Source organism: Pseudomonas sp. Pseusp15 (assembly GCF_059492165.1).
Map to the genome: position 1 here is coordinate 5,228,958 of NZ_CP168523.1, position 24,866 is coordinate 5,253,823.

29 protein-coding genes are annotated in these 24,866 nt (G+C 58.5%); 18 read left to right on the forward strand and 11 right to left on the reverse strand.

Translation table 11 applies throughout. The features are described 5' to 3' along the window. Nucleotides 1–11 precede the first annotated feature (11 nt). The gene (locus ACEN8R_RS23515; protein WP_018927226.1) at nt 12–1,193 is read right to left on the reverse strand and encodes an acyl-CoA dehydrogenase; all 1,182 of its coding nucleotides are present in this window, start codon (nt 1,191–1,193) and stop codon (nt 12–14) included. A gap of 157 nt (nt 1,194–1,350) precedes the next feature. On the opposite strand from ACEN8R_RS23515, the gene ACEN8R_RS23520 reads away from it, so the two are divergent. The 10 genes from ACEN8R_RS23520 (at nt 1,351) to ACEN8R_RS23565 (ending at nt 11,205) form a co-directional block, all read left to right on the forward strand. Next, on the forward strand, nt 1,351–2,250 hold the full coding sequence (locus ACEN8R_RS23520; protein WP_018927227.1) for a LysR family transcriptional regulator: 900 nt from the start codon (nt 1,351–1,353) through the stop codon (nt 2,248–2,250). A gap of 434 nt (nt 2,251–2,684) precedes the next feature. After that, a complete protein-coding gene (locus tag ACEN8R_RS23525) occupies nt 2,685–3,806 on the forward strand; it encodes a Re/Si-specific NAD(P)(+) transhydrogenase subunit alpha (protein WP_018927228.1) in 1,122 nt (373 codons plus the stop codon). Nucleotides 3,807–3,821: 15 nt separating this feature from the next. Then, nucleotides 3,822–4,145, forward strand: a complete 324-nt coding sequence (locus ACEN8R_RS23530; protein WP_003187010.1) for an NAD(P) transhydrogenase subunit alpha part 2 — start codon at nt 3,822–3,824, stop codon at nt 4,143–4,145. Further along, nucleotides 4,145–5,593, forward strand: coding sequence for an NAD(P)(+) transhydrogenase (Re/Si-specific) subunit beta (locus ACEN8R_RS23535; RefSeq protein WP_018927229.1), 1,449 nt, complete (start codon nt 4,145–4,147; stop codon nt 5,591–5,593). The genes ACEN8R_RS23530 and ACEN8R_RS23535 overlap by 1 nt, the downstream gene beginning before the upstream one ends. Nucleotides 5,594–5,781: 188 nt before the next feature. Continuing rightward, complete coding sequence (gene scpC / locus ACEN8R_RS23540) at nt 5,782–7,275, forward strand: succinyl-CoA:acetate CoA-transferase ScpC (protein ID WP_018927230.1); 1,494 nt, start codon at nt 5,782–5,784, stop codon at nt 7,273–7,275. A gap of 325 nt (nt 7,276–7,600) precedes the next feature. Then, complete coding sequence (locus ACEN8R_RS23545) at nt 7,601–7,816, forward strand: DUF1127 domain-containing protein (RefSeq protein ID WP_018927231.1); 216 nt, start codon at nt 7,601–7,603, stop codon at nt 7,814–7,816. Nucleotides 7,817–8,156: 340 nt separating this feature from the next. Then, entirely contained in the window at nt 8,157–8,474 is a 318-nt protein-coding gene (locus ACEN8R_RS23550; RefSeq protein ID WP_018927232.1) for a DUF2388 domain-containing protein, read from the forward strand. Nucleotides 8,475–8,581: 107 nt separating this feature from the next. Continuing rightward, entirely contained in the window at nt 8,582–8,899 is a 318-nt protein-coding gene (locus ACEN8R_RS23555) for a DUF2388 domain-containing protein (RefSeq protein ID WP_018927233.1), read from the forward strand. Nucleotides 8,900–8,926: 27 nt separating this feature from the next. Then, nucleotides 8,927–9,247 (forward strand): DUF2388 domain-containing protein, encoded by a 321-nt coding sequence (locus ACEN8R_RS23560; protein WP_018927234.1) that lies wholly within the window; start codon nt 8,927–8,929, stop codon nt 9,245–9,247. Continuing rightward, nucleotides 9,244–11,205 (forward strand): DUF7844 domain-containing protein, encoded by a 1,962-nt coding sequence (locus ACEN8R_RS23565; RefSeq protein ID WP_018927235.1) that lies wholly within the window; start codon nt 9,244–9,246, stop codon nt 11,203–11,205. The genes ACEN8R_RS23560 and ACEN8R_RS23565 overlap by 4 nt, the downstream gene beginning before the upstream one ends. 279 nt (nt 11,206–11,484) lie before the next feature. Here the strand turns inward: ACEN8R_RS23565 and trpA are convergent, their stop codons facing one another. After that, nucleotides 11,485–12,297, reverse strand: a complete 813-nt coding sequence (gene trpA, locus ACEN8R_RS23570) for a tryptophan synthase subunit alpha (protein ID WP_018927236.1) — start codon at nt 12,295–12,297, stop codon at nt 11,485–11,487. Continuing rightward, nucleotides 12,297–13,532 carry a tryptophan synthase subunit beta gene (gene trpB / locus ACEN8R_RS23575; protein WP_018927237.1) on the reverse strand — a complete coding sequence of 412 codons (1,236 nt, stop codon included), beginning with the start codon at nt 13,530–13,532 and terminating at the stop codon, nt 12,297–12,299. The genes trpA and trpB overlap by 1 nt, the downstream gene beginning before the upstream one ends. A gap of 112 nt (nt 13,533–13,644) precedes the next feature. On the opposite strand from trpB, the gene ACEN8R_RS23580 reads away from it, so the two are divergent. Then, nucleotides 13,645–14,538, forward strand: coding sequence for a LysR family transcriptional regulator (locus ACEN8R_RS23580; RefSeq protein WP_018927238.1), 894 nt, complete (start codon nt 13,645–13,647; stop codon nt 14,536–14,538). On the opposite strand, the gene ACEN8R_RS23585 is transcribed toward ACEN8R_RS23580, so the two are convergent. Next, entirely contained in the window at nt 14,535–14,861 is a 327-nt protein-coding gene (locus tag ACEN8R_RS23585) for an ElaB/YgaM/YqjD family protein (protein ID WP_018927239.1), read from the reverse strand. The two genes, ACEN8R_RS23580 and ACEN8R_RS23585, sit on opposite strands and share 4 nt — an antisense overlap. Before the next feature lie 156 nt (nt 14,862–15,017). On the opposite strand from ACEN8R_RS23585, the gene ACEN8R_RS23590 reads away from it, so the two are divergent. Together ACEN8R_RS23590 and ACEN8R_RS23595 are read left to right on the forward strand one after the other, a co-directional pair. Next, nucleotides 15,018–15,233, forward strand: a complete 216-nt coding sequence (locus ACEN8R_RS23590; protein WP_018927240.1) for a dodecin — start codon at nt 15,018–15,020, stop codon at nt 15,231–15,233. 126 nt (nt 15,234–15,359) lie between these two features. Next, nucleotides 15,360–15,584 (forward strand): DUF1161 domain-containing protein, encoded by a 225-nt coding sequence (locus ACEN8R_RS23595; protein ID WP_018927241.1) that lies wholly within the window; start codon nt 15,360–15,362, stop codon nt 15,582–15,584. Nucleotides 15,585–15,646: 62 nt separating this feature from the next. On the opposite strand, the gene ACEN8R_RS23600 is transcribed toward ACEN8R_RS23595, so the two are convergent. Then, complete coding sequence (locus ACEN8R_RS23600) at nt 15,647–16,648, reverse strand: LLM class flavin-dependent oxidoreductase (protein ID WP_018927242.1); 1,002 nt, start codon at nt 16,646–16,648, stop codon at nt 15,647–15,649. A 238-nt stretch (nt 16,649–16,886) separates the two neighbouring features. Here ACEN8R_RS23600 and ACEN8R_RS23605 point away from each other — a divergent pair, with 238 nt between their 5' ends. Beyond that, a complete protein-coding gene (locus ACEN8R_RS23605; RefSeq protein ID WP_008152515.1) occupies nt 16,887–17,318 on the forward strand; it encodes an OsmC family protein in 432 nt (143 codons plus the stop codon). Nucleotides 17,319–17,496: 178 nt separating this feature from the next. Continuing rightward, complete coding sequence (locus ACEN8R_RS23610; RefSeq protein ID WP_018927243.1) at nt 17,497–17,730, forward strand: DUF1161 domain-containing protein; 234 nt, start codon at nt 17,497–17,499, stop codon at nt 17,728–17,730. Nucleotides 17,731–17,736: 6 nt separating this feature from the next. On the opposite strand, the gene ACEN8R_RS23615 is transcribed toward ACEN8R_RS23610, so the two are convergent. Both ACEN8R_RS23615 and ACEN8R_RS23620 read right to left on the reverse strand, forming a co-directional pair. Continuing rightward, a complete protein-coding gene (locus tag ACEN8R_RS23615) occupies nt 17,737–18,156 on the reverse strand; it encodes a PA0061/PA0062 family lipoprotein (RefSeq protein WP_018927244.1) in 420 nt (139 codons plus the stop codon). A 40-nt stretch (nt 18,157–18,196) separates the two neighbouring features. Continuing rightward, nucleotides 18,197–18,613 (reverse strand): PA0061/PA0062 family lipoprotein, encoded by a 417-nt coding sequence (locus ACEN8R_RS23620; RefSeq protein ID WP_018927245.1) that lies wholly within the window; start codon nt 18,611–18,613, stop codon nt 18,197–18,199. Nucleotides 18,614–18,672: 59 nt separating this feature from the next. Here ACEN8R_RS23620 and ACEN8R_RS23625 point away from each other — a divergent pair, with 59 nt between their 5' ends. Beyond that, nucleotides 18,673–19,764: an aminopeptidase gene (locus ACEN8R_RS23625; protein ID WP_026286505.1), complete on the forward strand. Its 1,092-nt coding sequence runs from the start codon at nt 18,673–18,675 to the stop codon at nt 19,762–19,764. A gap of 38 nt (nt 19,765–19,802) precedes the next feature. On the opposite strand, the gene ACEN8R_RS23630 is transcribed toward ACEN8R_RS23625, so the two are convergent. Both ACEN8R_RS23630 and ACEN8R_RS23635 read right to left on the reverse strand, forming a co-directional pair. Next, nucleotides 19,803–20,453 (reverse strand): HAD family hydrolase, encoded by a 651-nt coding sequence (locus ACEN8R_RS23630; RefSeq protein ID WP_018927247.1) that lies wholly within the window; start codon nt 20,451–20,453, stop codon nt 19,803–19,805. Nucleotides 20,454–20,498: 45 nt separating this feature from the next. Next, entirely contained in the window at nt 20,499–21,044 is a 546-nt protein-coding gene (locus tag ACEN8R_RS23635) for a gamma carbonic anhydrase family protein (RefSeq protein ID WP_007940736.1), read from the reverse strand. 62 nt (nt 21,045–21,106) lie between these two features. Here ACEN8R_RS23635 and prlC point away from each other — a divergent pair, with 62 nt between their 5' ends. Continuing rightward, entirely contained in the window at nt 21,107–23,197 is a 2,091-nt protein-coding gene (gene prlC / locus ACEN8R_RS23640) for an oligopeptidase A (RefSeq protein ID WP_167331187.1), read from the forward strand. Next, on the forward strand, nt 23,194–23,481 hold the full coding sequence (locus ACEN8R_RS23645) for a YheV family putative zinc ribbon protein (RefSeq protein ID WP_018927249.1): 288 nt from the start codon (nt 23,194–23,196) through the stop codon (nt 23,479–23,481). The genes prlC and ACEN8R_RS23645 overlap by 4 nt, the downstream gene beginning before the upstream one ends. Before the next feature lie 46 nt (nt 23,482–23,527). Here ACEN8R_RS23645 and ACEN8R_RS23650 read toward each other — a convergent pair whose 3' ends face one another. Further along, nucleotides 23,528–24,175 (reverse strand): dual specificity protein phosphatase family protein, encoded by a 648-nt coding sequence (locus tag ACEN8R_RS23650; protein ID WP_026286506.1) that lies wholly within the window; start codon nt 24,173–24,175, stop codon nt 23,528–23,530. 255 nt (nt 24,176–24,430) lie between these two features. Next, the gene (locus ACEN8R_RS23655; protein ID WP_018927251.1) at nt 24,431–24,736 is read right to left on the reverse strand and encodes a hypothetical protein; all 306 of its coding nucleotides are present in this window, start codon (nt 24,734–24,736) and stop codon (nt 24,431–24,433) included. Nucleotides 24,737–24,866: the final 130 nt, after the last annotated feature.

A 24,866-nucleotide genomic window follows, 5' to 3' on the forward strand; every position in this document is an offset into this window, starting at 1 on the left:
CCGTTCTCCTATTAATAGAACGCCTGGAGGCCGGTCTGCGCGCGACCGAGGATCAGCGCATGGACGTCATGCGTACCTTCATAGGTGTTCACCACTTCCAGGTTGACCAGGTGGCGAGCCACACCGAACTCATCGGAGATACCGTTGCCACCCAGCATGTCGCGCGCCATGCGGGCGATGTCGAGGGACTTGCCGCAGGAGTTGCGCTTCATCATCGAAGTGATCTCGACCGCAGCAGTACCTTCATCTTTCATACGCCCCAGACGCAGGCAGCCTTGCAGCGCCAGAGTGATTTCGGTCTGCATGTCGGCCAGCTTCTTCTGAATCAACTGAGTGGCCGCCAATGGACGACCAAATTGCTGACGATCCAGGGTGTACTGGCGAGCGGTGTGCCAGCAGAACTCGGCAGCGCCCAGTGCACCCCAGGAAATACCGTAACGCGCCGAGTTAAGGCAGGTAAAAGGGCCTTTCAAGCCACGGACATCCGGGAAAATGTTCTCTTCAGGAACAAACACGTTGTCCATGACGATCTCGCCGGTGATGGATGCTCGCAAGCCGACCTTGCCGTGTATCGCCGGAGCGCTCAGACCTTTCCAGCCCTTCTCCAGCACAAAGCCACGAATGTCACCCGCATCGTCCTTAGCCCAAACCACGAATACATCAGCGATCGGACTGTTGGTGATCCACATCTTGCTGCCGGTGAGGCTGTAGCCACCTTCCACTTTGCGTGCACGCGTAATCATCGCGCCCGGGTCGGAACCGTGGTTGGGCTCGGTCAGACCGAAGCAACCAATCCATTCACCCGTGGCCAGCTTCGGCAGGTATTTCTGCTTCTGCGCTTCGGTACCGAATTCATTGATCGGAACCATGACCAGCGAAGACTGCACACTCATCATCGAGCGATAGCCGGAGTCGACACGTTCGACCTCACGGGCAATCAGGCCGTAGCTGACATAGTTCAGGCCGCTGCCACCGTATTGCTCAGGGATGGTCGCACCCAGCAGACCCACCTCACCCATCTCACGGAAGATCGCCGGGTCAGTCTTCTCATGACGGAAAGCTTCGAGAACACGCGGTGCGAGCTTCTGCTGAGCAAACTGCTCGGCCGTGTCGCGAATCATGCGTTCTTCTTCAGTGAGCTGTTGATCCAGCAACAGGGGATCGATCCAGTTGAAGCTAGCTTTACCACCCATGAGTGAGTCCTCTCGAATCGGGTCAAATAACGTGGATTGATCCTAGGCCGGGTTCGGCGTCCCGGCAAACGAGGTTTTCGCATACTGTTGTGCTAATTTCTCACTTCGAAACGTTGCAAAATCGCCTTTATGCAATGCATTAGTGAGGTTGACGTACATGCGCAGGAAGATCCCCAGCACAACAGCCCTGATCAGCTTTGAAGCGGCAGCGCGCCACGAGAGCTTTACCAAGGCTGCCCAGGAGCTTTCTCTCACTCAGGGAGCGATTTGCCGACAGATAGCCAGCCTCGAGGAGTTCCTCAATGTCGAGCTGTTCCGGCGTTCACGGCGCGGAGTGAAGCTGACAGAAGCCGGGCTTTCCTACAGTCGCAGGGTGGCCACCCAACTCGACGCGGTTGAACGGGACACCTTGTCAGTGATGGGCCAGCAAGGCGCCAACTCGATCGAACTGGCGGTGGTTCCGACCTTCGGCACTCAGTGGCTGCTGCCACGACTCAAGGATTTCCAGCACAAACACCCGGAGGTGACGGTCAACCTCACCAACCGTACGCGCCCCTTCCTGTTTGCCGACACCGACTTCGATGCCGCCATTTATTTCGGCGACGCGGACTGGCCAGGTACCGAATCCCACAGGTTAATGGGCGAGAACCCGATGCCGGTGTGCAGCCCCACGCTGCTGGGCCAAAAAACCAACCTGAGCCCCGGTGAAATCGCCGAGCTTCCCTTGCTGCAACAGACCACTCGCCCTTATGCCTGGCGCCAATGGTTCAACTCCCAGAACCTGAATATCCCGCGAGACATGACAGGGCCGCGTTACGAGCTATTCTCCATGCTCGCCCAGGCAGCGATGCATGACATGGGGATCGCGCTGATTCCGCCATTCCTGATTCAGCGCGAATTGGCAGAGAAGCGCCTGGTCATTGCCAATACCCAAGCACTATCGAGCATCAAGGCCTACTACCTGATGATTCCTGATCGAAAGGTCGAATCAGCCTCTTTAAAGGCATTTCGCGATTGGCTGGTGAATCAGGCACACAGCTACAACCTAGAAGGATAAAGGCTCACAGCCATTAGCTGACCGCGTAGTCAGCAAAACAAAAGCACTACAGATATAAGTATTTGGCGCATATTGACAGACTGTACCGACAAACAGCACAAACGTCCCACAAGCGTTTGAGTACGTGGCTTTGAGCCTCTATTGGCAGGCAATGACAACCTATTCACCGTGCGGATGTGTAAATTCTTGAATTTTGGCAAAAATCCTTAGAAGCCACGGCCTGCAAGGGATTTAACGGAAAGGTGCGACATTCGGTCACGGGGTGACTTGTAGTTAATTTTCCGTCACCCGTCATAATCCCTTGAAGGGCACAAAGTTCGCCTGCAAAATGCCGCGCCCCGCCCTGATTTGGTGGGGTCGTGCTGATCGGCCGCCCCAGCCGCACCATCCGAAGTGCCTGGGTTTACTCAATAAGATCACGCAGGAGATTTGACGTGCACATTGGTGTTCCTCTCGAAACCCAGACGGGTGAAACACGGGTTGCTGCAACCCCGGAAACCATCAAGAAGCTGATCGGCCAGGGTCATAAGGTCACTGTACAAAGCGGCGCCGGCATTAACGCCAGCGTTGTCGACAGTGCTTATGAAGCGGCAGGCGCAACCATTGGCAGCGCCAACGATGCGTTTGGTGCCGAGCTGATTCTCAAGGTGGTCGCCCCCAGCGACAGCGAACTGACGCTGATCAAGAGCGGCACCGTAGTGGTCGGCATGCTCAACCCGTTCAGCAATGAAACCATCGCCAAACTGGCCGAATGCGGCATTACCGCGTTTGCGCTGGAAGCTGCGCCACGCACCTCCCGCGCCCAGAGCCTGGATGTGCTGTCCTCCCAAGCGAACATCGCCGGCTATAAATCCGTGCTGCTGGCCGCTCACTACTACCCACGCTTCATGCCGATGTTGATGACCGCCGCGGGCACTGTGAAAGCGGCGCGCGTGCTGATTCTCGGTGCCGGTGTGGCCGGTTTGCAGGCGATTGCCACGGCAAAACGTCTGGGTGCCGTGATCGAAGCGTCCGATGTGCGTCCTGCGGTGAAGGAGCAAATTGAATCCCTGGGTGCGAAATTCGTCGACGTGCCGTACGAAACCGATGAAGAGCGCGAATGCGCCGTCGGCGTCGGCGGCTATGCACGCCCCATGCCGGCCAGCTGGATGCAGCGTCAGGCCCTGGCCGTACACGAACGCGCCAAGCAGGCTGACATCGTCATCACCACGGCACTGATCCCGGGTCGCAAGGCGCCGACGCTGCTCAGCGCCGAAACCGTGGCGCAGATGAAGCCAGGCTCGGTGGTTGTCGACCTCGCCGCAGCGCAGGGCGGCAACTGCCCGCTGACCGTGGCGGACCAGGTCGTGGTCTCGAATGGCGTGACCATTGTCGGCCCGACCAATCTGGCCGGTGCGGTGGCGGCAGACGCTTCGGCGCTGTACGCACGCAACCTGCTGGACTTCCTGAAGCTGGTCTTCAACAAGGAAGGCCAGTTCGAAGTGAACCTAGAAGACGACATCGTCGCCGCGTGCCTGATGTGCCGCGACGGCCAAGTCATCCGCAAAAACGCCTAAGCAGGGATTCAGACGATGGAAGAGCTTATCTCCCCCGGTATCTACAACCTGATCATCTTCGTGCTGGCGATTTATGTCGGTTATCACGTGGTCTGGAACGTTACACCTGCACTGCACACGCCATTGATGGCGGTGACCAACGCCATTTCGGCGATTGTGATCGTCGGCGCGATGCTGGCGGCTGCCTTGACCGTAACACCATTGGGCAAAACCATGGGCACCCTGGCGGTGGCTCTGGCGGCCGTGAACGTGTTCGGTGGTTTCCTGGTCACCCGTCGCATGCTTGAGATGTTCAAGAAAAAAGCCCCGAAAGCCGTAAAAGAAGAGGCGCCCAAGTAATGAGCATGAACCTGGTAACGACGCTGTACCTGATCGCGTCGATCTGCTTCATCCAGGCCCTCAAAGGCCTGTCGCACCCGACCACGTCGCGGCGCGGCAACGTGTACGGCATGCTCGGCATGGCCTTGGCGATCCTCACCACCATCGGTCTCATCTATAAGCTGGCGGCGCTCTCCATTGAGCAAGGCGGTGCTACCGCCGGCATAGGCTACGTCATCGTCGGTCTGCTGGCCGGCGGTACCGCCGGTTCGATCATGGCCAAGCGCGTTGAAATGACCAAAATGCCGGAGCTGGTCGCCTTCATGCACAGCATGATCGGTCTGGCAGCGGTGTTCATCGCCATTGCAGCCGTCGTCGAGCCGCAGTCGTTGGGCATCGTTAAACATCTGGGCGATTCGATTCCGGCGGGTAACCGTCTGGAGCTGTTCCTCGGCGCGGCCATCGGTGCAATCACCTTCTCCGGTTCGGTGATCGCGTTTGGCAAGCTGTCGGGCAAGTACAAGTTCCGCCTGTTCCAGGGCGCACCAGTACAGTTCAGCGGTCAGCACAAACTGAACCTGCTGCTGGGTCTGGCGACGCTGGCACTGGGTGTCACGTTCATGCTGACCGGCAACTTCAGCGCCTTTGCCCTGATGCTGATCCTGGCCTTCGTGATGGGCGTGCTGATCATCATCCCGATCGGCGGCGCCGACATGCCCGTCGTGGTGTCGATGCTCAACAGCTACTCCGGTTGGGCGGCAGCGGGTATCGGCTTCTCGCTGAACAACTCGATGCTGATCATTGCCGGCTCGCTGGTGGGCTCAAGCGGTGCGATCCTCTCGTACATCATGTGCAAGGCGATGAACCGTTCGTTCTTCAACGTACTGCTCGGCGGCTTCGGCAACACCGCGGATGCTGGCCCGGCGGGCTCCAAAGAAGCCCGTCCGGTGAAATCCGGTTCGGCTGATGACGCCACCTTCCTGCTGACCAACGCCGACACCGTGATCATCGTTCCAGGCTATGGCCTGGCGGTAGCACGGGCGCAGCACGCCTTGAAAGAGCTGACCGAGAAACTGAGCCACCGCGGCGTGACCGTGAAGTATGCGATTCACCCGGTTGCCGGCCGGATGCCTGGTCACATGAACGTCTTGCTGGCCGAGGCCGAAGTGCCTTACGACCAGGTGTTCGAGATGGAAGACATCAACTCCGAGTTCGGCCAGGCCGACGTGGTGCTGGTGCTCGGCGCCAACGACGTGGTAAACCCGGCAGCCAAGAACGACCCGAAATCGCCGATTGCCGGCATGCCGATTCTCGAAGCGTTCAAGGCCAAGACCATCATCGTCAACAAGCGCTCGATGGCCAGCGGCTATGCCGGCCTGGACAACGAGTTGTTCTATCTGGACAAGACCATGATGGTTTTCGGCGATGCCAAGAAAGTCATCGAAGACATGGTTAAAGCCGTCGAGTAAACCCCTTCGGCAACCTGAACGCCCCGACTCGTCGGGGCGTTTTTGTTTGCGTCTGTTACCGATCCTGTAAAGGTGTTTTGCTTGAAAGCACCGGAATAGACGCCTCGAATGCGACCTTGGTAGCGGGACGGGCACGGCTCGAATTCACTAGACTGCGCATCTTGCTTCCGCTGCCCGAGATAACAATCATGTACCGTGACCGTATTCGCTTGCCTTCATTGTTGGACAAGGTAATGAGCGCCGCCGACGCTGCCGCTCTGATTCAGGACGGCATGACCGTCGGCATGAGCGGCTTTACCCGAGCCGGCGAAGCCAAGGCCGTGCCTCATGCACTGGCCGAGCGCGCCAAGGTCACGCCGCTGAAAATAAGCTTGATGACCGGCGCCAGCCTGGGCAACGACCTCGACAAACAGCTGACTGAAGCCGGTGTACTGTCGCGACGCATGCCGTTCCAGGTGGACAGCACTCTGCGCAAGGCGATCAATGCCGGCGAAGTCATGTTCATCGACCAGCACCTGTCGGAAACCGTAGAACAGCTGCGTAACCAGCAACTCAAGCTGCCGGACATCGCGGTGATCGAAGCCGTGGCGATCACCGAGCAGGGCCATATCGTGCCGACCACCTCGGTGGGCAACTCGGCCAGCTTTGCGATTTTCGCCAAACACGTGATCGTCGAGATCAATCTGGCGCACAACCCTAATCTCGAAGGTCTGCACGACATCTATATCCCCACCTACCGGCCGACCCGCACGCCGATTCCACTGGTGAAGGTCGACGATCGCATTGGCAGCACCGCCATTCCTATCCCGCCGGAAAAGATCGTCGCGATCGTGATCACTAATCAATCCGACTCGCCATCGACTGTGCTGCCGCCGGATGTGGACACCCAGGCCATCGCCGACCACCTGATCGACTTCTTCAAGCAAGAAGTGGCTGCCGGTCGCATGACCAACAAACTCGGCCCGCTGCAAGCCGGTATTGGCAGTATCGCCAACGCGGTGATGTGCGGCTTGATCGACTCGCCATTCGAAGACCTGACCATGTACTCCGAAGTGCTGCAGGATTCGACTTTCGATTTGATCGACGCTGGCAAGTTGAGCTTCGCTTCGGGCAGTTCGATCACCCTGTCGAGCCGGCGCAATGCCGATGTATTCGGGAATCTGGAGCACTATAAGGACAAGCTGGTGCTGCGCCCCCAGGAAATCTCCAATCACCCCGAAGTGGTGCGGCGCCTGGGCATCATCGGCATCAACACCGCGCTGGAGTTCGACCTGTACGGCAACGTCAACTCCACTCACGTCTGCGGCACGCGGATGATGAATGGCATCGGCGGCTCGGGCGACTTCGCGCGCAATGCGCACCTGGCGATTTTTGTCACCAAGTCGATCGCCAAGGGCGGGGCGATTTCCAGCGTGGTCCCCATGGTCAGCCACGTCGACCACACAGAACATGACGTCGATATTCTCGTGACCGAGATCGGCCTGGCCGACCTCCGTGGCCTGGCCCCGCGCGAGCGGGCCCGCGTCATTATCGATAACTGTGTTCACCCGGACTATCGCCAGGCCCTGAATGACTACTTCACTGCTGCTTGCGCAGTCGGCGGGCATACCCCGCATATCCTGCGTGACGCACTGAGCTGGCACATAAACCTGGAAGAAACCGGGCGCATGCTGGCGGTGTAATTGATACAGATAGCAGCTGACGCAAACACAGTTTCGTCAGCTTGCTATTGGAGTATTCTTTTCAATCAAAAACTGTACTGCTGTACCGGTCTTTTCCTACCGTAATTGCCTACCTTTTCCAGCCTAACCCCTATAAATGCACCACAATGGTGCTGATAGGTACAGTTGCTTCAATTTAGACCAGTACACCACCGTTTAACAGTTAACTGGTCTCTCACAATACAGGTGAACTGTATCTACAGAGACTGGCCAAACGAGAGGATCATTGGCATCAGTCAAAGTTAAACCACTACCTAATCCCGCCATAAGCGGAAGGATGTCAACCATGGAACGTACACTCAGTTCCGAACTGTTCTTCGAAGACACTGCTGCAAAAACCCAGGCTTCCCTGCCTTTGCGCGTTATCGCCAACCTGATGCTGTGGCAGCGCCGCATCTCCAGCCGCCATCAACTGGCTCGCCTGGATTCGCGTCTGCTGGCTGACGCCGGGATTAGCGAAGCACAACGCTACGAAGAGCTGAGCAAGCCGTTCTGGCGCTAAGTTAGCGTCGCTGGCTCTGACCCACCGGGTCCACCGCCAGCAACCCGAATTGAACAAACAGAACCCGTCGTGGGAAACCACGACGGGTTTTGTCGTTTTAGGGCTTCATATTGGGGGCGTACAGAAGAGAAAACTACCGACAGTTACAGTTTTTAAATATATAAAAACAACCAGTACAGTTTATTCTAAGGGTGTCTGCGCTCGCCTGCATGAACAAGCGGGACTGTTCTAACCGATGTACGCAGGCCTAATATCTGTATAAACCGTGGCGAACGCTTTAAGACGACAGGCGTCTGATCCTGTGCCACCTCTCTATCGGTCTATCCAAAGGAGCTACCTCATGTCCCCCCTTCGCCTGCTCAGCGCTGCAGCCCTGCTTGCCATGGCTGCCAATGCCCACGCCTCCAGTTTTATCGTGACCACCGACTCCATCGTTAATGGCCTGAAAGCTTCCTCCGACGCGACTTCGGATGTCTCGTCCTCCTTCCGCGACAACAAAATCGTCCGTGCTGCCCGTGACGATGCCGCCAGCTTCGTTGCCAGTGACGGTGCCATCCGTGGCGTGAAACTGGAAAGCGCGCTCAACCATATCCGCCAACAGGCTCCACAACTGAATGCGACCGACGCACAACTGGCCCAGGCCATCCTGACGATCTAGGCAACTGCGCTGAACCGGGACACGCCCGTCGTGTCCCAATGTTTCGGCGCTGGCTCTAGCCCGGGCATTGCGCTAGCCTTGGGGCTCGCTTTCAGCTATCGAGCCTCATGCGTTTTCTTTCAAGCCTGTTGATCACTCCGGTTTTTCTCGCGGCCTGCTGGTCGGGCTCGGCCCATGCCTTCGACGCTTTCAACCTGTCTACACAAGGCACCGTAGCCAGTGGTTACGCCACCAGCATGGTGACCTCCGCCCCCTTCGACCATAAAATGCTGATCGCCGCCCGGGATGACGCTGCAGCGTTCATCGCCAGTGACGGCCAACTGCGAGGAGCACAACTGGAATCGGCCTTGATCTACCTGCGCCGGACCCAGCCAAAACTTCATGCCAGCGACCTTGAACTGGCGCAGGCAATTCTCGTCCAATAGTTATCCTTGTTTCTCCGGAGTCACTCCATGCGTAGCCCGCTGATTGCTGCCACCCTTGGCCTGCTGTTGTTGGCCGACGTGGCCCAGGCCCACACCCTGGTAGCCACCAGTAACATGATCATTCGTGCCTCCCAGCGCACGCTTGATTTCACTTCCGATACCACCACGTCCATCCGCGATTCGAAGATCGTCCGTGAAGCCCACGACGATGCGGCCAGTTTCGTCGCCAGCGAGGGTGAAATCCGTGGTGCACACCTGGAGGCGGCCTTCGACACCTTGCGCACCCGCGTACCGGAAGCCCGCGACGCCAGTGATCAGGTCCTCGCCGAAGCCATCCTCGCACTGTGAAATCACTAAGCACCTGGCTGCTGGCCGGGGTTGTGTTGCTGCTTGGCAACACGGCCCAGGCCGGCCTGCAATTACGGCTCAAGACCGAAGGCCTGAGCCCCGCGCAACAGCAGGCCAGTCAGGCGCTGCTCGATGAAGCCATGCAGGCGTTACCGCCACGCTTCATCGAGCAGCTGGACCGGCACATCGATGTCGGCTGGACCGACAACATGCCGAGCAATGCCTATGGCCAGGCATCGCTGGTGTCCGAGCTCGACCTGAATCGCAACCTGCTCGCCAGCCTCACCGACGGCAGCGCCGCGACCAAAAAAACCTATCGTCCCCACGGCACCGTGCGCCAGGAACTGCTCGCCACGGTGTTGCACGAACTCACCCACATCTACGACCGCGCACGCCTGTGGCCGGACGCCGAGCGCACACTGATCCAGCGCTGCACACAACGTAACAGCAGCTCCGGACTGATCGGCATCCCGGATCAGTGCCGCGGACAGACCGACCGACGCTGGACCCTCAGCGACGACCCTCGCCTGCTCGATCTGGCCGGCTGGCCGCAATACGTCGGTCGGCGCGGTGAGCGCGAACAGCACAACCGGCAGATTGCCCGCAGCCCGGACATCTACGAGACGAGCAGCCCGAAGGAGTTCGTCGCGGTCAACATGGAGTACTTCCTCCTCGACCCAAGCTATGCCTGCCGTCGCCCTGCGCTGTATCGCTACTACAAAGAACACTTCGGCTGGGCGCCCGCCGCCAAAGACACCTGCGCCCGATCATTCGCCTTCCTCAATGCCGGTAATGATTTCGCCAAACAGCCCTTGGGCCAGGTCGATCCGGAACGGGTGTATGCCGTCGACTATCTGCTGGCAGAAGCCAATCAGAACTGGGTCAGCCGCTGGGGTCACAGCATGCTGCGACTGGTGATCTGCGCGCCCGGTCGGCCTCGCGGGCCGGATTGCCGCCTCGATCTGGATCAACATCTGGTGCTGTCCTACCGCGCCTTCGTCGGCGACGTACAGTTGTCGAGTTGGGATGGGCTGGTGGGCAAATATCCATCGCGCCTGTTTGTGCTGCCGCTGGCCCAGGTGATCGACGAATACACCAAGACCGAACTGCGCAGCCTGGCCTCGGTACCGCTGAACCTGTCGCGCAGCGAGATCGAAGACGTGGTGGAACACGCCGCCGAGATGCACTGGAGTTACGACGGCAATTACTTCTTCCTGTCCAACAACTGCGCCGTGGAAAGCCTGAAGCTGCTGCGCAGCGGCAGCAATAATGCCCAGCTGACAGGGCTCGACAGCATCATGCCCAACGGCTTGCTGGAAGTACTCAAGAGCCGCGGACTGGCGGATACCAGCGTGCTCGACGACCCTCGCGAAGCGTTACGCCTGGGCTATCGCTTCGACTCCTTCCGCGAGCGTTATCAAGCGATGTTCGAGGTGCTGAAAAAGCACTTGCCGATCAAGCAGGAAAAGGTCGAAGACTGGCTGGCATTGAAAGCTGATGAGCGCCGCAAATGGATTGACCAGGCGGACCTGCGCACCAGCGCGGCATTGCTGTTACTGGAGCAGGCGAGCTTCCGCCAACAATTAGTATTGGCCCAGGACGAAGTGAAGCAACGCTATCTGGGCGCTCAGGAATTGAACAACGGCAGCATGGATAAGGCCAACGCGACCTTGAAGCAGATTCTCGCCAACAGTGGCTTCCTCAGCCGTCCGGCCGAACTGCTCGGCACCGGTGGCTATGGTTTGCCGCAGCCGAACGAGTGGACACGCCTGGAGTCGGAAAGCAATCTGCGTCAGAAGCAGCTTCAAGTGCTGACCGGAGACCTCGACAAGGAAGTGCGAGCGCTGCTCGAGCCAAGCCGCGCTGCTGAAATGGCCGCCAACGAAGAGAACCTGAAACAGGTTGGCGAACATTTGAGGAAGTTGCACAAGGCTGCGGGTGGGTTGGAGTTGCCCTGAAGCATAGGCCCCCGAAAGAGCAGAATCACTGTGGCGAGGGAGCTTGCTCCCGCTGGGGCGTGAAGCGGCCCCCGAAATCGACCAGACACCATAGGATGATGGCTTCGCCGCCGAACGGGAGCAAGCTCCCTCGCCACAGCCGGTCTCCTGATCGCTTAGCTGTGTATCAATACAAGCCCCCATCGAGACATACAGCAAAAAGGGCTTCAGAACGTAGTCCTGAAGCCCTCGGTCTTGCTGTATGTGCTGTGCCGCGAGGCACTAATTCCTCTCTTACTTTCAGCTGACCCGCGCTTTACGCACGCCGTCGGACAAGGCCGCGCACAGGCTGAGTACGCCCTCCACAGCCTGATCAGGGGTCGAGGCGTTGGCGATGTGATCAATCAGCGCCGACCCCACCACCACACCATCAGCCAGACGCGCGATGGCCGCTGCCTGTTCCGGTGTGCGAATACCGAAGCCGATGCTGATCGGCAGATCGGTATGGCGACGCAGACGGGTGACGGCCTCTTCGACATGTTCCAGAGTCGCCGCGCCCGCACCGGTCACACCCGCCACAGACACGTAGTAAACAAATCCGGAACTGCCATTCAGTACGGTCGGCAGACGCCCATCGTCAGTCGTCGGAGTGGTCAGACGGATGAAGTCCAGGCCCGCCGCCTGTGCCGGGTCGCACAATTCAGCGTTATGTTCTGGCGGCATGTCGACCACGATCAGGCCATCGACACCGGCTTCTTTGGCTTCAGCGATGAAACGCGGCACGCCGTACATGTGAATCGGGTTGAAGTAACCCATCAACACCAGCGGAGTCTCGCTGTTGCCTTTGCGGAACTCGCGAACCATTTGCAGTGTTTTCGCCAGGTTCTGCTTGGCGCCCAAGGCACGAATGTTGGCCAACTGGATCGCCGGACCATCGGCCATCGGATCAGTGAAGGGCATGCCCAACTCGATCACGTCGGCGCCGGCACCGGGCAAGCCTTTGAGGATCGCCAGGGACGTGTCATAGCTCGGATCGCCGGCGGTCACGAAGGTCACCAGGGCGGCGCGGTTCTGTTCCTTGAGTTCGGCAAAACGCGTTTGCAGGCGGCTCATCAGTGTTTCTCCTGCTTGGACTGCACTTGTTGAGAGTTTTCCATGTGGTGCATCACGGTTTGCATGTCTTTGTCGCCACGGCCGGACAGGTTGACCACCATCAGGTGATCTTTCGGCAGGGTCGGTGCGCGCTTGAACACTTCGGCCAGGGCATGGGCGCTTTCCAGTGCAGGAATAATCCCTTCCAGGCGGCAGCACTTATGGAATGCGTCGAGGGCTTCGTCGTCGGTCACCGAGGTGTACTGGACGCGGCCGATGTCATGCAACCAGGCATGTTCCGGGCCGATGCCTGGATAGTCGAGACCGGCTGAAATCGAGTGCGCGTCAATGATCTGGCCATCATCGTCCTGCAACAGGAACGTACGGTTACCGTGCAGCACGCCTGGTACGCCACCGTTCAGGCTGGCCGCGTGCTTGCCGGTTTCGATGCCGTAACCGGCCGCTTCGACGCCGATGATCTCGACGCTCTTATCATCGAGGAACGGGTGGAACAGGCCCATTGCATTGGAACCACCGCCGATGCACGCCACCAGGCTGTCTGGCAGACGACCTTCCTGGGCTTGCAACTGCTCGCGGGTTTCCTTGCCGATGACGGCCTGGAAGTCGCGAACCATGGCCGGGTACGGGTGCGGACCGGCCACGGTGCCGATCAGGTAGAAGGTGCTGTCGACGTTGGTCACCCAGTCACGCAGGGCTTCGTTCATTGCGTCTTTGAGGGTGCCGGTGCCCGCGACTACCGGGATCACTTCGGCGCCCAGCAGCTTCATGCGAAACACGTTGGCTTGCTGACGTTCGATGTCAGTGGTGCCCATGTAGATCACGCATTCGAGGCCGAAACGCGCGGCCACGGTGGCGGTCGCCACGCCGTGCATGCCGGCGCCGGTCTCGGCGATGATGCGTTTCTTGCCCATGCGCCGCGCCAGCAGGATCTGGCCGATGCAGTTGTTGATCTTGTGCGCGCCGGTGTGGTTCAGCTCTTCGCGCTTGAGGTAAATTTTCGCGCCACCGCAGAACTCAGTCAGGCGTTCGGCGAAATACAGTGGGCTTGGACGTCCGACGTAATCACGCTGAAAGTAGGCCAATTCTTCTTTGAATGCCGGATCTTCCTTGGCTGCTTCGTATTCACGGGCCAGATCGAGGATCAACGGCATCAGGGTTTCGGCGACGTAACGGCCACCGAACGCGCCAAACAGGCCGTTGGCGTCGGGGCCGTTGCGCAGATTAGTCTGGGTCATGGGTCGCTCCAGTTGTATTCGAGAGGTGACGATGGGGTTCACTCTACCCCTGACATCCCACGCTGAAAACCGATAAGATCGCCGCAACCTGTCAGGAAAACTCACAGATCCCATGAGCCATGACCTCCCCCCGCTGAACGCGCTTCGCGCCTTCGAAGCCACTGCCCGCCTGAACAGCGTCAGTCAGGCTGCCGAACAGCTGCACGTCACCCATGGCGCGGTCAGCCGGCAACTCAAGGTACTGGAGGAACACCTCGGCGTGAGCCTGTTCATCAAGGATGGACGCGGCCTTAAACTCACAGATGCCGGCGTTCGATTGCGCGATGCCAGCGGCGAAGCCTTCGAGCGTTTGCGCAGCGTTTGCGCCGAGCTGACCCAAAGCACCGCCGATGCGCCGTTCGTGCTCGGCTGCTCGGGCAGTCTTTTGGCGCGCTGGTTCATTCCGCGTTTGGGGCGCCTGAATGCGGACCTGCCGGATCTGCGCTTGCACCTGTCGGCTGGCGAAGGCGATCTCGATCCACGACGGCCCGGTCTGGATGCCCTGCTGGTGTTTGCCGAGCCGCCGTGGCCGGCGGATATGCAGGTCTACGAGTTGGTGAGCGAACGCATCGGCCCGGTCATGAGCCCGCGATTTGCCGGCTACGAAAGGCTACGAAACGCACCAGCAAGCACACTGTTGAGCGAACCCTTGCTGCACACCACCTCACGTCCGCAAGCCTGGCCGATCTGGGCACAGCAAAGCGGCCTCGACGACAAGGCGCTGAAGTACGGTCAGGGCTTCGAGCATTTGTATTATTTGCTGGAAGCGGCAGTGGCCGGGCTGGGCGTGGCCATCGCGCCCGAGCCGCTGGTGGCCGAAGACGTGAAGGCCGGTCGCCTGGTTGCGCCATGGGGCTTCCGTGAAACCCCGGCGCAACTGGCGTTGTGGCTCCCCAAGCGCGCCGCGGACGGGCGCGCTCGGCAGTTGGCGCAGTGGCTTAAAAACGAACTGCGCCAGACACCTTAATGACCGCGCTTGAACAATAAATAGGCCGCAAGCAATCCCAGCGCACCAACGGCAACACCGGCTGTAGTCCAAGGGTGCTCCTGGGCGTAGTCACGAGTCGCGATCCCGGTTTCACGGGTTTTGACCTTAACCTCTTCATAAGCATCGGCGAGCAGATGGCGTGAGTGTTTCAGCGCGTTCTCGGCGTTGCTTTTCAACGTCTTGATAGTTTTACGCGACTCGTCCGAGGCGTCGTCCTTCAAGCTTTCCAACGATTTCAACAGACTCTCGATCTCGGCTTCCATGCTTTGCAATGAGGCGTTGCGTAACGACGTGTTGGCCATGATGGCTCTCCTGCATTGTTGATGAGTGACGTGTGTTGGTTGGGACTTCAGGGGTTCGAGAAAGTGCAGTAAATCTGAACGTCACTACGGATTGGTCGACAGAAGAAATAAGAAAAATCACTGCTAGGCTGTATTTCACACCTCAAGGAGAACGCCATGTCTGACCATCACACCTACAAGAAAGTCGAACTGGTTGGCTCGTCCACCAGCAGCATTGAAGACGCCATCAACAATGCCTTGGCCGAAGCCAACAAAAGCCTCAAGTACATGGAATGGTTTGAAGTGACCGAAACTCGCGGGCATATCAAAGACGGCAAAGCTGCACACTTCCAGGTGACACTCAAAGTCGGGTTCCGGATTGCCAGCAGCTGAGTTTGAGCCAGCCGTCTGAACTTGCGCGACGACTGAATGCCATAGGAAACAGCAAAGCGCTACAGAATGAGCGCATCCGGTAGCTGGATGCCCTCCCTCTCTTGATCCGACCAAGGAGTGCAACCCATGAAGAAGTTTATTCTGGCGGTAGGTTTGTTGAGCCTTGCGGGAACAGCCTTTGCCCAGGTCAAGTCGTGTGAAGAGCTGAAAGCCGAAATTGCTGCAAAACTGGACGCCAAGGGTGTTTCCAATTACACGCTGGAGATCGTCGACAAAGGCACTGCTGCCGGTGGAAAAGTCGTCGGGAAATGCGAGAAGGGCTCCAAGGTAATCGTTTACAAACAGGGCTGACTTCCCTCAATAACGAAAAGCCGACGCCATGGCGTCGGCTTTTTGTGGATGCCGTTTAAGTGTCAGCCCTTCATGACCTGCGCCAACAGTTCATAGGAGTGCACGCGATCGGCATGTTCATACAGGTCACAGGTGAAAATCAGTTCATCCGCCTGGGTCTGTTCGATCAGCACCTCAAGCTTGGCGCGGATTTTCTGCGGGCTGCCGACCATCGCCAGCCCCAGGAAATCACCGACCGCTTCTTTCTCATGGGGCAGCCACAGGCCGTCCATGGTCTTCACGGGTGGGCGTTGCACCAGGCTCTGGCCACGCATCAACGCAAGAATCCGCTGGTACACCGAAGTGGCCAGGTAATCGGCCTGCTCGTCGGTGTCTGCCGCCACCAGCGGCACACCGAGCATCACGTAAGGCTTATCCAACACCGCTGATGGCTTGAAGTGGTTGCGGTAGACGCGAATCGCTTCATGCATGAAGCGCGGTGCGAAATGTGAAGCGAAGGCGTAGGGCAATCCGCGCTCACCGGCCAGCTGCGCACTGAACAGGCTCGACCCCAACAACCAGACCGGGACATTGGTGCCGGTACCCGGCATGGCAATGATCCGCTGATCCGGCGTGCGTGGGCCGAGGTAGCGCATCAACTCGGCCACGTCTTCCGAGAAATCGTCGGCGCTGCCGGAACGCTCGCGACGCAAGGCGCGGGCGGTCATTTGATCGGAGCCGGGCGCGCGCCCCAGGCCCAGGTCGATCCGGCCTGGATACAGGCTTTCAAGGGTGCCGAACTGCTCGGCGATCACCAGCGGCGCATGGTTGGGCAACATCACGCCCCCCGAGCCGACACGAATGGTCGAAGTGCCACCGGCCAGATAGCCCAGCAGGACCGAGGTCGCCGAGCTGGCGATCCCGTCCATATTGTGGTGTTCGGCGACCCAAAAGCGGTTGTAGCCGAATTTTTCGACGTGCTGGGCCAGGTCCAGGGAATTGCGCAGAGACTGGGCCGCACTGCCGTTCTCGCGCACGGGCACCAGATCGAGGGTCGAAAACTTGATCTCAGACAGTCGTTTCATAAACCTGCTTCTCCAATGGGTAAGCAGGTTTTTTCACCAACGAAAACCTGCCGAGGCTATAAGCGTGTTCTCTGCAATGAGGGCATATACCCGAGTTTCAATAGGAGAGACAAAATTCCTGTGCAATTAGAGGACTGATCAGATGAGGTGAACTTTGCCCGACGGTCTATCCTCAGAACCCTGGTAACCGAAAACCACGAAGGCGCGACGTTTCGCACCGGATCTTGAGGAGGCAGACATGGCTATCACAAAGAAAGCATCGGCTCATTGGGAAGGTGACCTGAAAACCGGCATTGGCTCAATCTCCACGGAAACCGGCGTACTCAGAGAAGCCCCTTACGGCTTCAAGGCCCGTTTCGAAGGCGGTAAAGGCACCAATCCGGAAGAGTTGATCGGTGCGGCCCACGCGGGCTGTTTCTCCATGGCATTTTCAATGATTCTCGGCGATGCCGGCCTCAAGGCCGACAGCATCGACACCAATGCCGAAGTCACTCTGGACCAGGTGGACGGCGGCTTTGCAATCACCGCAGTGAAACTGATCCTCAAGGCGAAAATCCCTGGGGCGACCCAGGCGCAATTCGAGGAATTGAGCAACAAGGCCAAAGAGGGCTGCCCGGTGTCCAAGGTGCTGAATGCGAAAATCAGCCTGGATGCGACGTTGGTCAGCTAAACCGATAAAAGATCGCAGCCGTCGGCAGCGCCTGGATTATTGATTGATCGGTAGGCGCTGTCGAAAGCTGCGATCTTTTTTTGCGTTGGAACAAAACATGGCTGGCGTAATTGTGGTCGAATAAATGACAGCAGCTTTAGCGCATCACCGTGCGCGCTGCCTCAAGGGAGCTTCAACCATGAAACGTTTTGCCTTGGCGGTTATCTGTTGCACGCTGGCCACATCGGCTCTCGCGGTAACCAAATCGTGTGAGGAACTCAAGGCTGAGATCGAAGCCAAGATCCAGGCCAATAACGTCTCGTCCTACACCCTGGAAATCGTCACCAACGACGAAGTGCACGATCAGAATATGGTGGTCGGCACGTGCGACGGCGGCACGAAGAAAATCATCTACCAAAAAAATGACCGTTGATTCGCCTCACATGAGGCAGTAGCTCTCGCGATCTTCGGCGACAATCTCCCGCTTGGCGTTATACAGCCGGGCGCTGGGGGTGAACGCTATGGAGCGAGCCTCCAACAGATAACGCTGGCCGGCCTCGAAATGGTCGTAATTGATGGTCAGGTAGCATATTCGCTCCAGAGGAGTGTTCAGCAACCCCGGCCCTCCGCCAAACACTTCAAAGTCAAAACGTACCCTGAGCTCATGACTACCCGGGGTGACCTGAAAGTAACGGCCATCGCTCAACCGCTGGTTGTCCAGACGATCGGCCATCAGCAGTTTCCCGCCGGGAACTGGCGTAGCGAAGTCGACCCAGGCCATCTGCGGATTGACCGCCGGCAACGGACTCGTGCAGCCGACAAAGGCACCTGCAGCGAGCAACAGCAACAACCTGCGCATGATGAATATCCCAAGGACTGATCATTCAGCATAGCGCCGATCAGGTGCGTTGGCAGCCCGCTGGCTTACCCTGCCCAATCACTTTTCGCTGCTGATCATAAAGCTTTGCCCACGGCCGAAAGCCGATATTCCCCGCTTGCAGCTGATACCGCTGCCCGGCGTTGAAGTCCTTGAATTTCACATTCAACTGGCAGTCGCGCCACAACGGCTCGGCATCGGGGCCAATGTTGGTCGGCTGGACCGCGAACAAATAGCGAACCTTCAGCTCATGGCTGCCGGGCTGCACCTGGAAGTAGCGCTTGTCGATGGACGCCTTGTCATCGACTTTCAGCGCTTGCAGCGCGGCGTCTTGTTGTAATGGATCAAGATCGATCCAGGCCTGCGAAGGATCAGGGGTGGGCAATCCGGCACAGCCGGCCAGCATCAGCAGGCCTCCCGTCAGCATCAATTTGCGCATAGCGGAGCTCCAATAGGCGGGATAGTCTTGCGGGCAGACTTTCCAGGGATTTTTTTATTTTGATCAGGCCGCGTCCAAGCCTTGGGTTACTTGATCGCGTTTTACGCATTTTGTTTCCGGGTGTTTTTCTTTTGTCGCTCAATGGCTGCGCGAGCGTCAGCTATTACGGCCAATTGGCCAGTGGTCAGCTGCACTTGCTGCGGGCCCGGGAGCCGATTGCCAATGTGATTGCCGACCCCGACCGCGATCGGCAATTGCGTGCGCACCTGGCCCAGTCACAAAAGGCCCGAACGTTCGCCAGCCAACACCTGCATCTGCCGGACAACCAGAGCTACCGCTTGTACGCCGACATCGGCCGACCGTTTGTAGTCTGGAATGTCTTCGCCACGCCGGAGTTTTCGCTGAAGCCGCAGAACCATTGCTTCCCCGTCGCCGGCTGCGTCGCTTATCGCGGTTTTTACAGTCAGAGCGCTGCTCGCGGTGAGGCCGCCTTGCAACGCCTGCAAGGTATGGACGTGTCGATCGGCGGCGTCGAGGCCTATTCGACGCTCGGTTGGTTCAACGATCCGATTATTAGCTCGATGATGGCGTGGGGCGACGAGCGGTTGGCGACGCTGATATTCCACGAACTCGCGCACCAACGTTTTTATGTGAAAGACGACACCGAGTTCAACGAGTCCTTCGCCACGTTCGTCGAACAGGAAGGCACTCGCCAATGGCGCGCCTTCCGAGACATGCCGCCGGATAATGGAGCGTTGGTACGCCAACGCGACCAGTTCATCCAATTGATTCTGGACACCCGCACCCGGCTTGAACGGCTTTACGCCCTACCGCTGCCGGCCGACCAAATGCGTGAGCGAAAAGCGGCCGAGTTCGAACAATTGCGCCGTGAGTACAGGACCCTGCGTGACAGCCAATGGGCTGGCAACAATCGCTACGATGCATGGATCAACGCCCCGATGAACAACGCCCGATTATTGCCGTTTGGTTTGTATGACCAGTGGGTGCCAGCGTTTACCGCACTGTTCAGGCAGGTCGATGGTGATTGGGTGAGGTTTTATGCGGCAGTGGAGAAGGTGGGCACGTTGCCGGTTGGGGAGCGCAAGGCGGCGTTGAGGGCGTTGGCAGGATCAGCGAATTCCGGTGGCTGAACGGGCACCTTCGCGGACTTGCCCGCGAAGGGATTTGATCAGCGCTGCAAAAACGCCTGATGCAACTCATCCAGCGTCTCGAAGTGATACGCCGGTGCTTCGGCGCTCAACTCTTCCCGGCTGCCAAACCCATAACCCACCGCTGCCGCGTCCAGCCCATTGCTGCGAGCACCGATCAGGTCGTGCTTACGGTCGCCGACCATCAGCGTATTGGCCGGGTCGAGACCCTCTTCGGCCATCAAGTGTGCAATCAGCTCGACCTTGTTGGTCCGCGTGCCATCCAGCTCACTGCCATAAATCATCTTGAAATGCTTGGCGAAGTCGAAGTGCCGGGCAATTTCCCGGGCGAAAACCCATGGCTTGGAGGTCGCGATGTACAGTTGCCGCCCTTGGCCACCGAGGGTTTCCAGTAGAGGCGTGACGCCGTCGAACACGCGGTTTTCATACAGGCCGGTGACCTTGAAGCGTTCACGATAGAAGTTCACTGCCTCCCAGGCCTTGGGTTCGTCGAAGTCATAGAACTGCATGAACGCCTGCAACAATGGCGGGCCAATGAAATGTTCGAGCCTGGTCAGGTCCGGTTCATCGATACCCAGTTTGCTCAGGGCGAACTGGATGGAGCGGGTGATGCCTTCGCGCGGGTCGGTCAGCGTGCCATCGAGGTCGAACAGTACGGTTTGGTAATGCATGGAAATTCCTGAGCAATAGCGAGACGCTTTCCGTTATCAAGCGGCTTAGAGCTGGTCGTAGCCTTCGGCCAGATGCAGGTCCTTGAGCTTCACGTAATTCGCTGCACTGTAGGTGAAAAAGGCTTTTTCCTTGTCCGTCAGCGGCCGGATCTGTTTCACCGGGCTCCCGACATAAAGGAAACCGCTTTCCAGGCGCTTACCCGGTGGCACCAGGCTACCGGCGCCAATGATCACATCGTCCTCGACCACCGCACCGTCCATGACGATGCTGCCCATGCCGATCAGAATCCGGTTGCCCACGGCGCAACCATGAAGCATGACTTTATGCGCGATGGTCACATCGTCGCCGATCAGTAACGGAAAGCCATCGGGGTTGAATGGCCCTGCATGGGTGATGTGCAACACGCAGCCGTCCTGCACGCTGGTGCGCGCACCGATCCGGATGCGATGCATGTCGCCGCGGATCACCGTCAGCGGCCAGACGGAGCTGTCTTCGCCGATTTCGACGTCGCCGATCACCACTGCCGAGCCGTCGACAAAAGCGCCTTTGCCCAGCAGCGGCGTGTAGTTCTGATACTTGCGAAGGGTCACGATAGGGTTTCTCTCTGTTGCCGATAGCTGCGGTGAACGTCGATTGTAATTAAGATGGGCGCATGTTTCTTCCCGCATGTTTTCCAGCCAAGGTGCCAACCGTGAGCGTGAACAACCCTCTTCTGCAGTCCTACGACCTGCCGCCGTTCTCGGCGATCCGTGCCGAACACGTGCAACCGGCCATTGAAAAGATCCTGGCTGACAACCGCGCCGCCATTGTCGAAATCCTCAAGACCCAGGCCAAACAACCGACCTGGGCCGGCCTGGTGCTGGCGATGGACGAACTCAACGATCGTCTGGGCGCCGCCTGGAGCCCGGTCAGCCACCTCAATGCCGTGTGCAACAGCGCTGAGTTGCGCGAGGCTTACGAGTCCTGCCTGCCGGCCCTGAGCGCCTACGCCACCGAGCTGGGCCAGAACCGTGAACTGTTTCAGGCCTATGAAGCGCTGGCGAACAGTCCTGAGGCCGCCGGTTTCGACGTGGCGCAGAAAACCATCCTGGAGCACGCCCTGCGTGACTTCCGCCTGTCGGGTATCGACCTGCCTGAAGCCGAACAAAAGCGTTATGCCGACGTGCAGAGCAAACTGTCGGAGCTGGGCAGTCGCTTCTCCAACCAGTTGCTCGACGCCACTCAGGCCTGGACCAAGCACATCACTGACGAAGCCGCCCTCGCTGGCCTGACCGATTCGGCCAAGGCGCAGATGGCCGCCGCCGCGCAAGCCAAAGACCTCGACGGCTGGCTGATCACCCTGGAATTCCCGAGTTACTACGCGGTGATGACCTACGCCCAGGACCGCGCCCTGCGCGAAGAAGTCTACGCCGCCTACTGCACCCGTGCGTCGGACCAAGGTCCGAATGCCGGTCAGAACGATAACGGCCCGGTCATGGAAGAAATCCTCGACCTGCGTCAGGAACTGGCAAAACTGTTGGGTTTCACCAGCTTCTCGGAGCTGAGCCTGGCGACCAAAATGGCCGAATCCAGCGATCAGGTACTCAGCTTCCTACGCGACCTGGCCAAGCGCAGCAAGCCGTTCGCCGTCCGGGATCTGGAGCAGCTCAAGGCCTACGCCGCCGAACAGGGTTGCCCGGACCTGCAAAGCTGGGACAGCGGTTTCTACGGTGAAAAACTTCGTGAGCAGCGCTACAGCGTTGCCCAGGAAACCCTTCGCGCGTACTTCCCGATCGACAAGGTTCTGGGTGGGCTGTTCGCCATCGTCCAGCGGCTGTACGGCATCGAGATCGCCGAGCTGAAAGGCTTCGATACCTGGCACCCGGACGTTCGCCTGTTCGAAATCAAGGAAAACGGCCAGCACGTCGGCCGCTTCTTCTTCGACCTCTATGCCCGCGCCAACAAGCGTGGCGGTGCCTGGATGGACGGCGCCCGCGATCACCGCCGTACAATCAATGGTGTGCTGCAAAGCCCGGTAGCGAACCTGGTGTGCAACTTCACCCCGGCCGACAGCGGTAAACCAGCCCTGCTGACCCACGACGAAGTGACCACCCTGTTCCATGAATTCGGTCACGGCCTGCATCACCTGCTGACCCGTGTCGAGCACGCTGGCGTATCCGGCATCAACGGCGTGGCCTGGGATGCGGTCGAGCTGCCAAGCCAGTTCATGGAAAACTGGTGCTGGGAGCCGGAAGGTCTGGCACTGATTTCCGGTCACTACGAAACCGGCGAACCGTTGCCTCAGGATCTGCTGGAGAAAATGCTCGCGGCGAAGAACTTCCAGTCCGGCCTGATGATGGTCCGCCAACTGGAGTTCTCGCTGTTCGACTTCGAGTTGCACGCCACTCACGGCGACGGCCGCAGCGTGCTGCAAGTGCTCGAAGGGGTACGTGATGAGGTTTCGGTCATGCGTCCACCGGCCTACAACCGTTTCCCCAACAGCTTCGCCCACATCTTCGCCGGTGGCTACGCGGCGGGTTACTACAGCTACAAGTGGGCTGAAGTATTGTCGGCCGATGCCTTCTCGAAGTTCGAAGAAGACGGCGTGCTCAATGCCCAGACCGGTCGTGCCTTCCGCGAAGCGATCCTGGCACGAGGTGGTTCCCAGGAACCGATGGTGCTGTTCGTCGACTTCCGTGGCCGTGCGCCATCGATTGACGCACTCTTGCGCCACAGCGGCCTGACCGAGGACGCGGCAGCATGAGTGAGGGACCTGTGATTACCAAAAAACGCTTTATCGCCGGGGCGGTCTGCCCGGCCTGCAGCGAGCCCGACAAGTTGATGATGTGGAACGAAGATACCGTTCCACATCGCGAGTGTGTGGCCTGCGGTTATTCCGACACGCTGAATGAACAAGGCCTGTCGGTACCCAAGGAATTGGGCACCCGGGTTAACACCTCGGCACTCAAGGTGCCGGACGCCAAGGTTCAGGCCGTGCAGTTTTTCCCGAACCCGAAGCTGAAGAAAAAGCCTGACGAGCAACACTGAGTATCGAAAAACACCTTCCACTGCGCAACGCAGTGGAAGGTGTTACTTACTCGACATGGGCCGAGTTGAACCAACTCTTCATCGAACACATGGCAAACGGACTTGTGCTGCAATCACCATTGGCCAGCGCCGTACGAAGTTTGTCGACATCGGCCTGCATCATGTAGCGAATGCCGTCCTTGAAGTGGGTGCTATCGCCAAAACCGCCCTGAGTCATTTCACTCAGCGCATCTTCCTTACTCCAGCCCTGCACCACCACACGGTACATCGCCGCCATCAGGCCGGTGCGATCCGAGCCGTGTTTGCAGTGCATGAGCACAGGCCCTTTGGCCTCCGCGCTCTGAATCGTGCGAAGGGCCTTGAGCACATCACTGTCATCCACATGATTGGTGCGGTAGGGCAGTTGTATCTGGGTGATTCCGGGTTTTGACAACCAGCTCGAGTCCGGTTCAGGCAGGAAGTTGATGACGGTGGCGACCTTGAGTTTTTCCAGCAACGGCACCGCCCCCTTGTCCGGCAACGCACTGCGATAGAGGGTCGGGGACATCTGATAGAGGTTGTACTGAACCTCCACCGATTGAGCCCAGTCCGCAGGCCGGGATAGAGCAGCGTCGTCAGCGTGGGCCAGCGTCAGGTTGAAAAGTGCGGCCAGCGACAAAAGAAGCGTCGCAGGTAGAAGGCGCAGTAGGGACATGCTCAGGCGACCGTGAAGTGGTGGATAAGTGATCGATAGCCTGAACTCGGGACAGTCAAAGACCTGTGAGGGTACTGTCAAAGAATCGTGAATAGAACAGCAAATGCCCGAGGCTGGTTGTCATTCAGATCAGTCAGACTGTCCGACATCGCTAGTTGCCTGAGAGACACTATCCGGCAAGACCTTGAGTTAATAGACACCGATAAAACCAGGCCTGCATGGAGTTTCATGCAGACCTGGCAACAACTATCAACTTCAGGGATTTACGATACTGGAATAAGCCTTGGCCAAGGCCAGCAGTTTTGCTTTGTCATCACCATCGATATCGCCATCACCGTCCACATCGCTGTTAATGGTTTTGATCGTGAAGGACTGACCACCATCGCTGGAAACCGCTGTCACATAGATGGAATCGACCAGTGCCTCTGTCTGCACTTCATTTACCGCATCCCATCCCGGCTCTTTACGGGCAAGCTGCATCGATACTTGTGCTTCGCGAGGATTGGTTATGCTGGGCGCCAACAGTTGTAAAAAAATACCACGCTGATTAAAAAACGACATGACTAAATCCTTTTAATTAATAATCCACGACAACTTCGTGTGGCGAGGATAGTACTAACAGCCTTTGTAATTGCGCCACTTTATATATATTTCCAGTGATGACAGTTGCGCGATGCGCTTGATCCATAAA

Bases quoted from the DNA above. Each gene is read 5' to 3' on its own strand.
- ACEN8R_RS23520 (WP_018927227.1), top strand. From the start codon at position 1,351: ATGCGCAGGAAGATCCCCAGCACAACAGCCCTGATCAGCTTTGAAGCG.
- ACEN8R_RS23560 (WP_018927234.1), top strand. From the start codon at position 8,927: ATGCGTAGCCCGCTGATTGCTGCCACCCTTGGCCTGCTGTTGTTGGCC.
- ACEN8R_RS23555 (WP_018927233.1), top strand. From the start codon at position 8,582: ATGCGTTTTCTTTCAAGCCTGTTGATCACTCCGGTTTTTCTCGCGGCC.
- ACEN8R_RS23615 (WP_018927244.1), bottom strand. From the start codon at position 18,156: ATGCGCAGGTTGTTGCTGTTGCTCGCTGCAGGTGCCTTTGTCGGCTGC.
- ACEN8R_RS23600 (WP_018927242.1), bottom strand. From the start codon at position 16,648: ATGAAACGACTGTCTGAGATCAAGTTTTCGACCCTCGATCTGGTGCCC.
- ACEN8R_RS23605 (WP_008152515.1), top strand. From the start codon at position 16,887: ATGGCTATCACAAAGAAAGCATCGGCTCATTGGGAAGGTGACCTGAAA.
- ACEN8R_RS23655 (WP_018927251.1), bottom strand. From the start codon at position 24,736: ATGTCGTTTTTTAATCAGCGTGGTATTTTTTTACAACTGTTGGCGCCC.
- scpC (WP_018927230.1), top strand. From the start codon at position 5,782: ATGTACCGTGACCGTATTCGCTTGCCTTCATTGTTGGACAAGGTAATG.
- ACEN8R_RS23530 (WP_003187010.1), top strand. From the start codon at position 3,822: ATGGAAGAGCTTATCTCCCCCGGTATCTACAACCTGATCATCTTCGTG.
- trpB (WP_018927237.1), bottom strand. From the start codon at position 13,532: ATGACCCAGACTAATCTGCGCAACGGCCCCGACGCCAACGGCCTGTTT.
- ACEN8R_RS23535 (WP_018927229.1), top strand. From the start codon at position 4,145: ATGAGCATGAACCTGGTAACGACGCTGTACCTGATCGCGTCGATCTGC.
- trpA (WP_018927236.1), bottom strand. From the start codon at position 12,297: ATGAGCCGCCTGCAAACGCGTTTTGCCGAACTCAAGGAACAGAACCGC.
- ACEN8R_RS23610 (WP_018927243.1), top strand. From the start codon at position 17,497: ATGAAACGTTTTGCCTTGGCGGTTATCTGTTGCACGCTGGCCACATCG.
- ACEN8R_RS23595 (WP_018927241.1), top strand. From the start codon at position 15,360: ATGAAGAAGTTTATTCTGGCGGTAGGTTTGTTGAGCCTTGCGGGAACA.
- ACEN8R_RS23620 (WP_018927245.1), bottom strand. From the start codon at position 18,613: ATGCGCAAATTGATGCTGACGGGAGGCCTGCTGATGCTGGCCGGCTGT.
- ACEN8R_RS23590 (WP_018927240.1), top strand. From the start codon at position 15,018: ATGTCTGACCATCACACCTACAAGAAAGTCGAACTGGTTGGCTCGTCC.
- ACEN8R_RS23585 (WP_018927239.1), bottom strand. From the start codon at position 14,861: ATGGCCAACACGTCGTTACGCAACGCCTCATTGCAAAGCATGGAAGCC.
- ACEN8R_RS23650 (WP_026286506.1), bottom strand. From the start codon at position 24,175: ATGTCCCTACTGCGCCTTCTACCTGCGACGCTTCTTTTGTCGCTGGCC.
- ACEN8R_RS23545 (WP_018927231.1), top strand. From the start codon at position 7,601: ATGGAACGTACACTCAGTTCCGAACTGTTCTTCGAAGACACTGCTGCA.
- ACEN8R_RS23515 (WP_018927226.1), bottom strand. From the start codon at position 1,193: ATGGGTGGTAAAGCTAGCTTCAACTGGATCGATCCCCTGTTGCTGGAT.
- ACEN8R_RS23580 (WP_018927238.1), top strand. From the start codon at position 13,645: ATGAGCCATGACCTCCCCCCGCTGAACGCGCTTCGCGCCTTCGAAGCC.
- prlC (WP_167331187.1), top strand. From the start codon at position 21,107: ATGTTTCTTCCCGCATGTTTTCCAGCCAAGGTGCCAACCGTGAGCGTG.
- ACEN8R_RS23630 (WP_018927247.1), bottom strand. From the start codon at position 20,453: ATGCATTACCAAACCGTACTGTTCGACCTCGATGGCACGCTGACCGAC.
- ACEN8R_RS23550 (WP_018927232.1), top strand. From the start codon at position 8,157: ATGTCCCCCCTTCGCCTGCTCAGCGCTGCAGCCCTGCTTGCCATGGCT.
- ACEN8R_RS23645 (WP_018927249.1), top strand. From the start codon at position 23,194: ATGAGTGAGGGACCTGTGATTACCAAAAAACGCTTTATCGCCGGGGCG.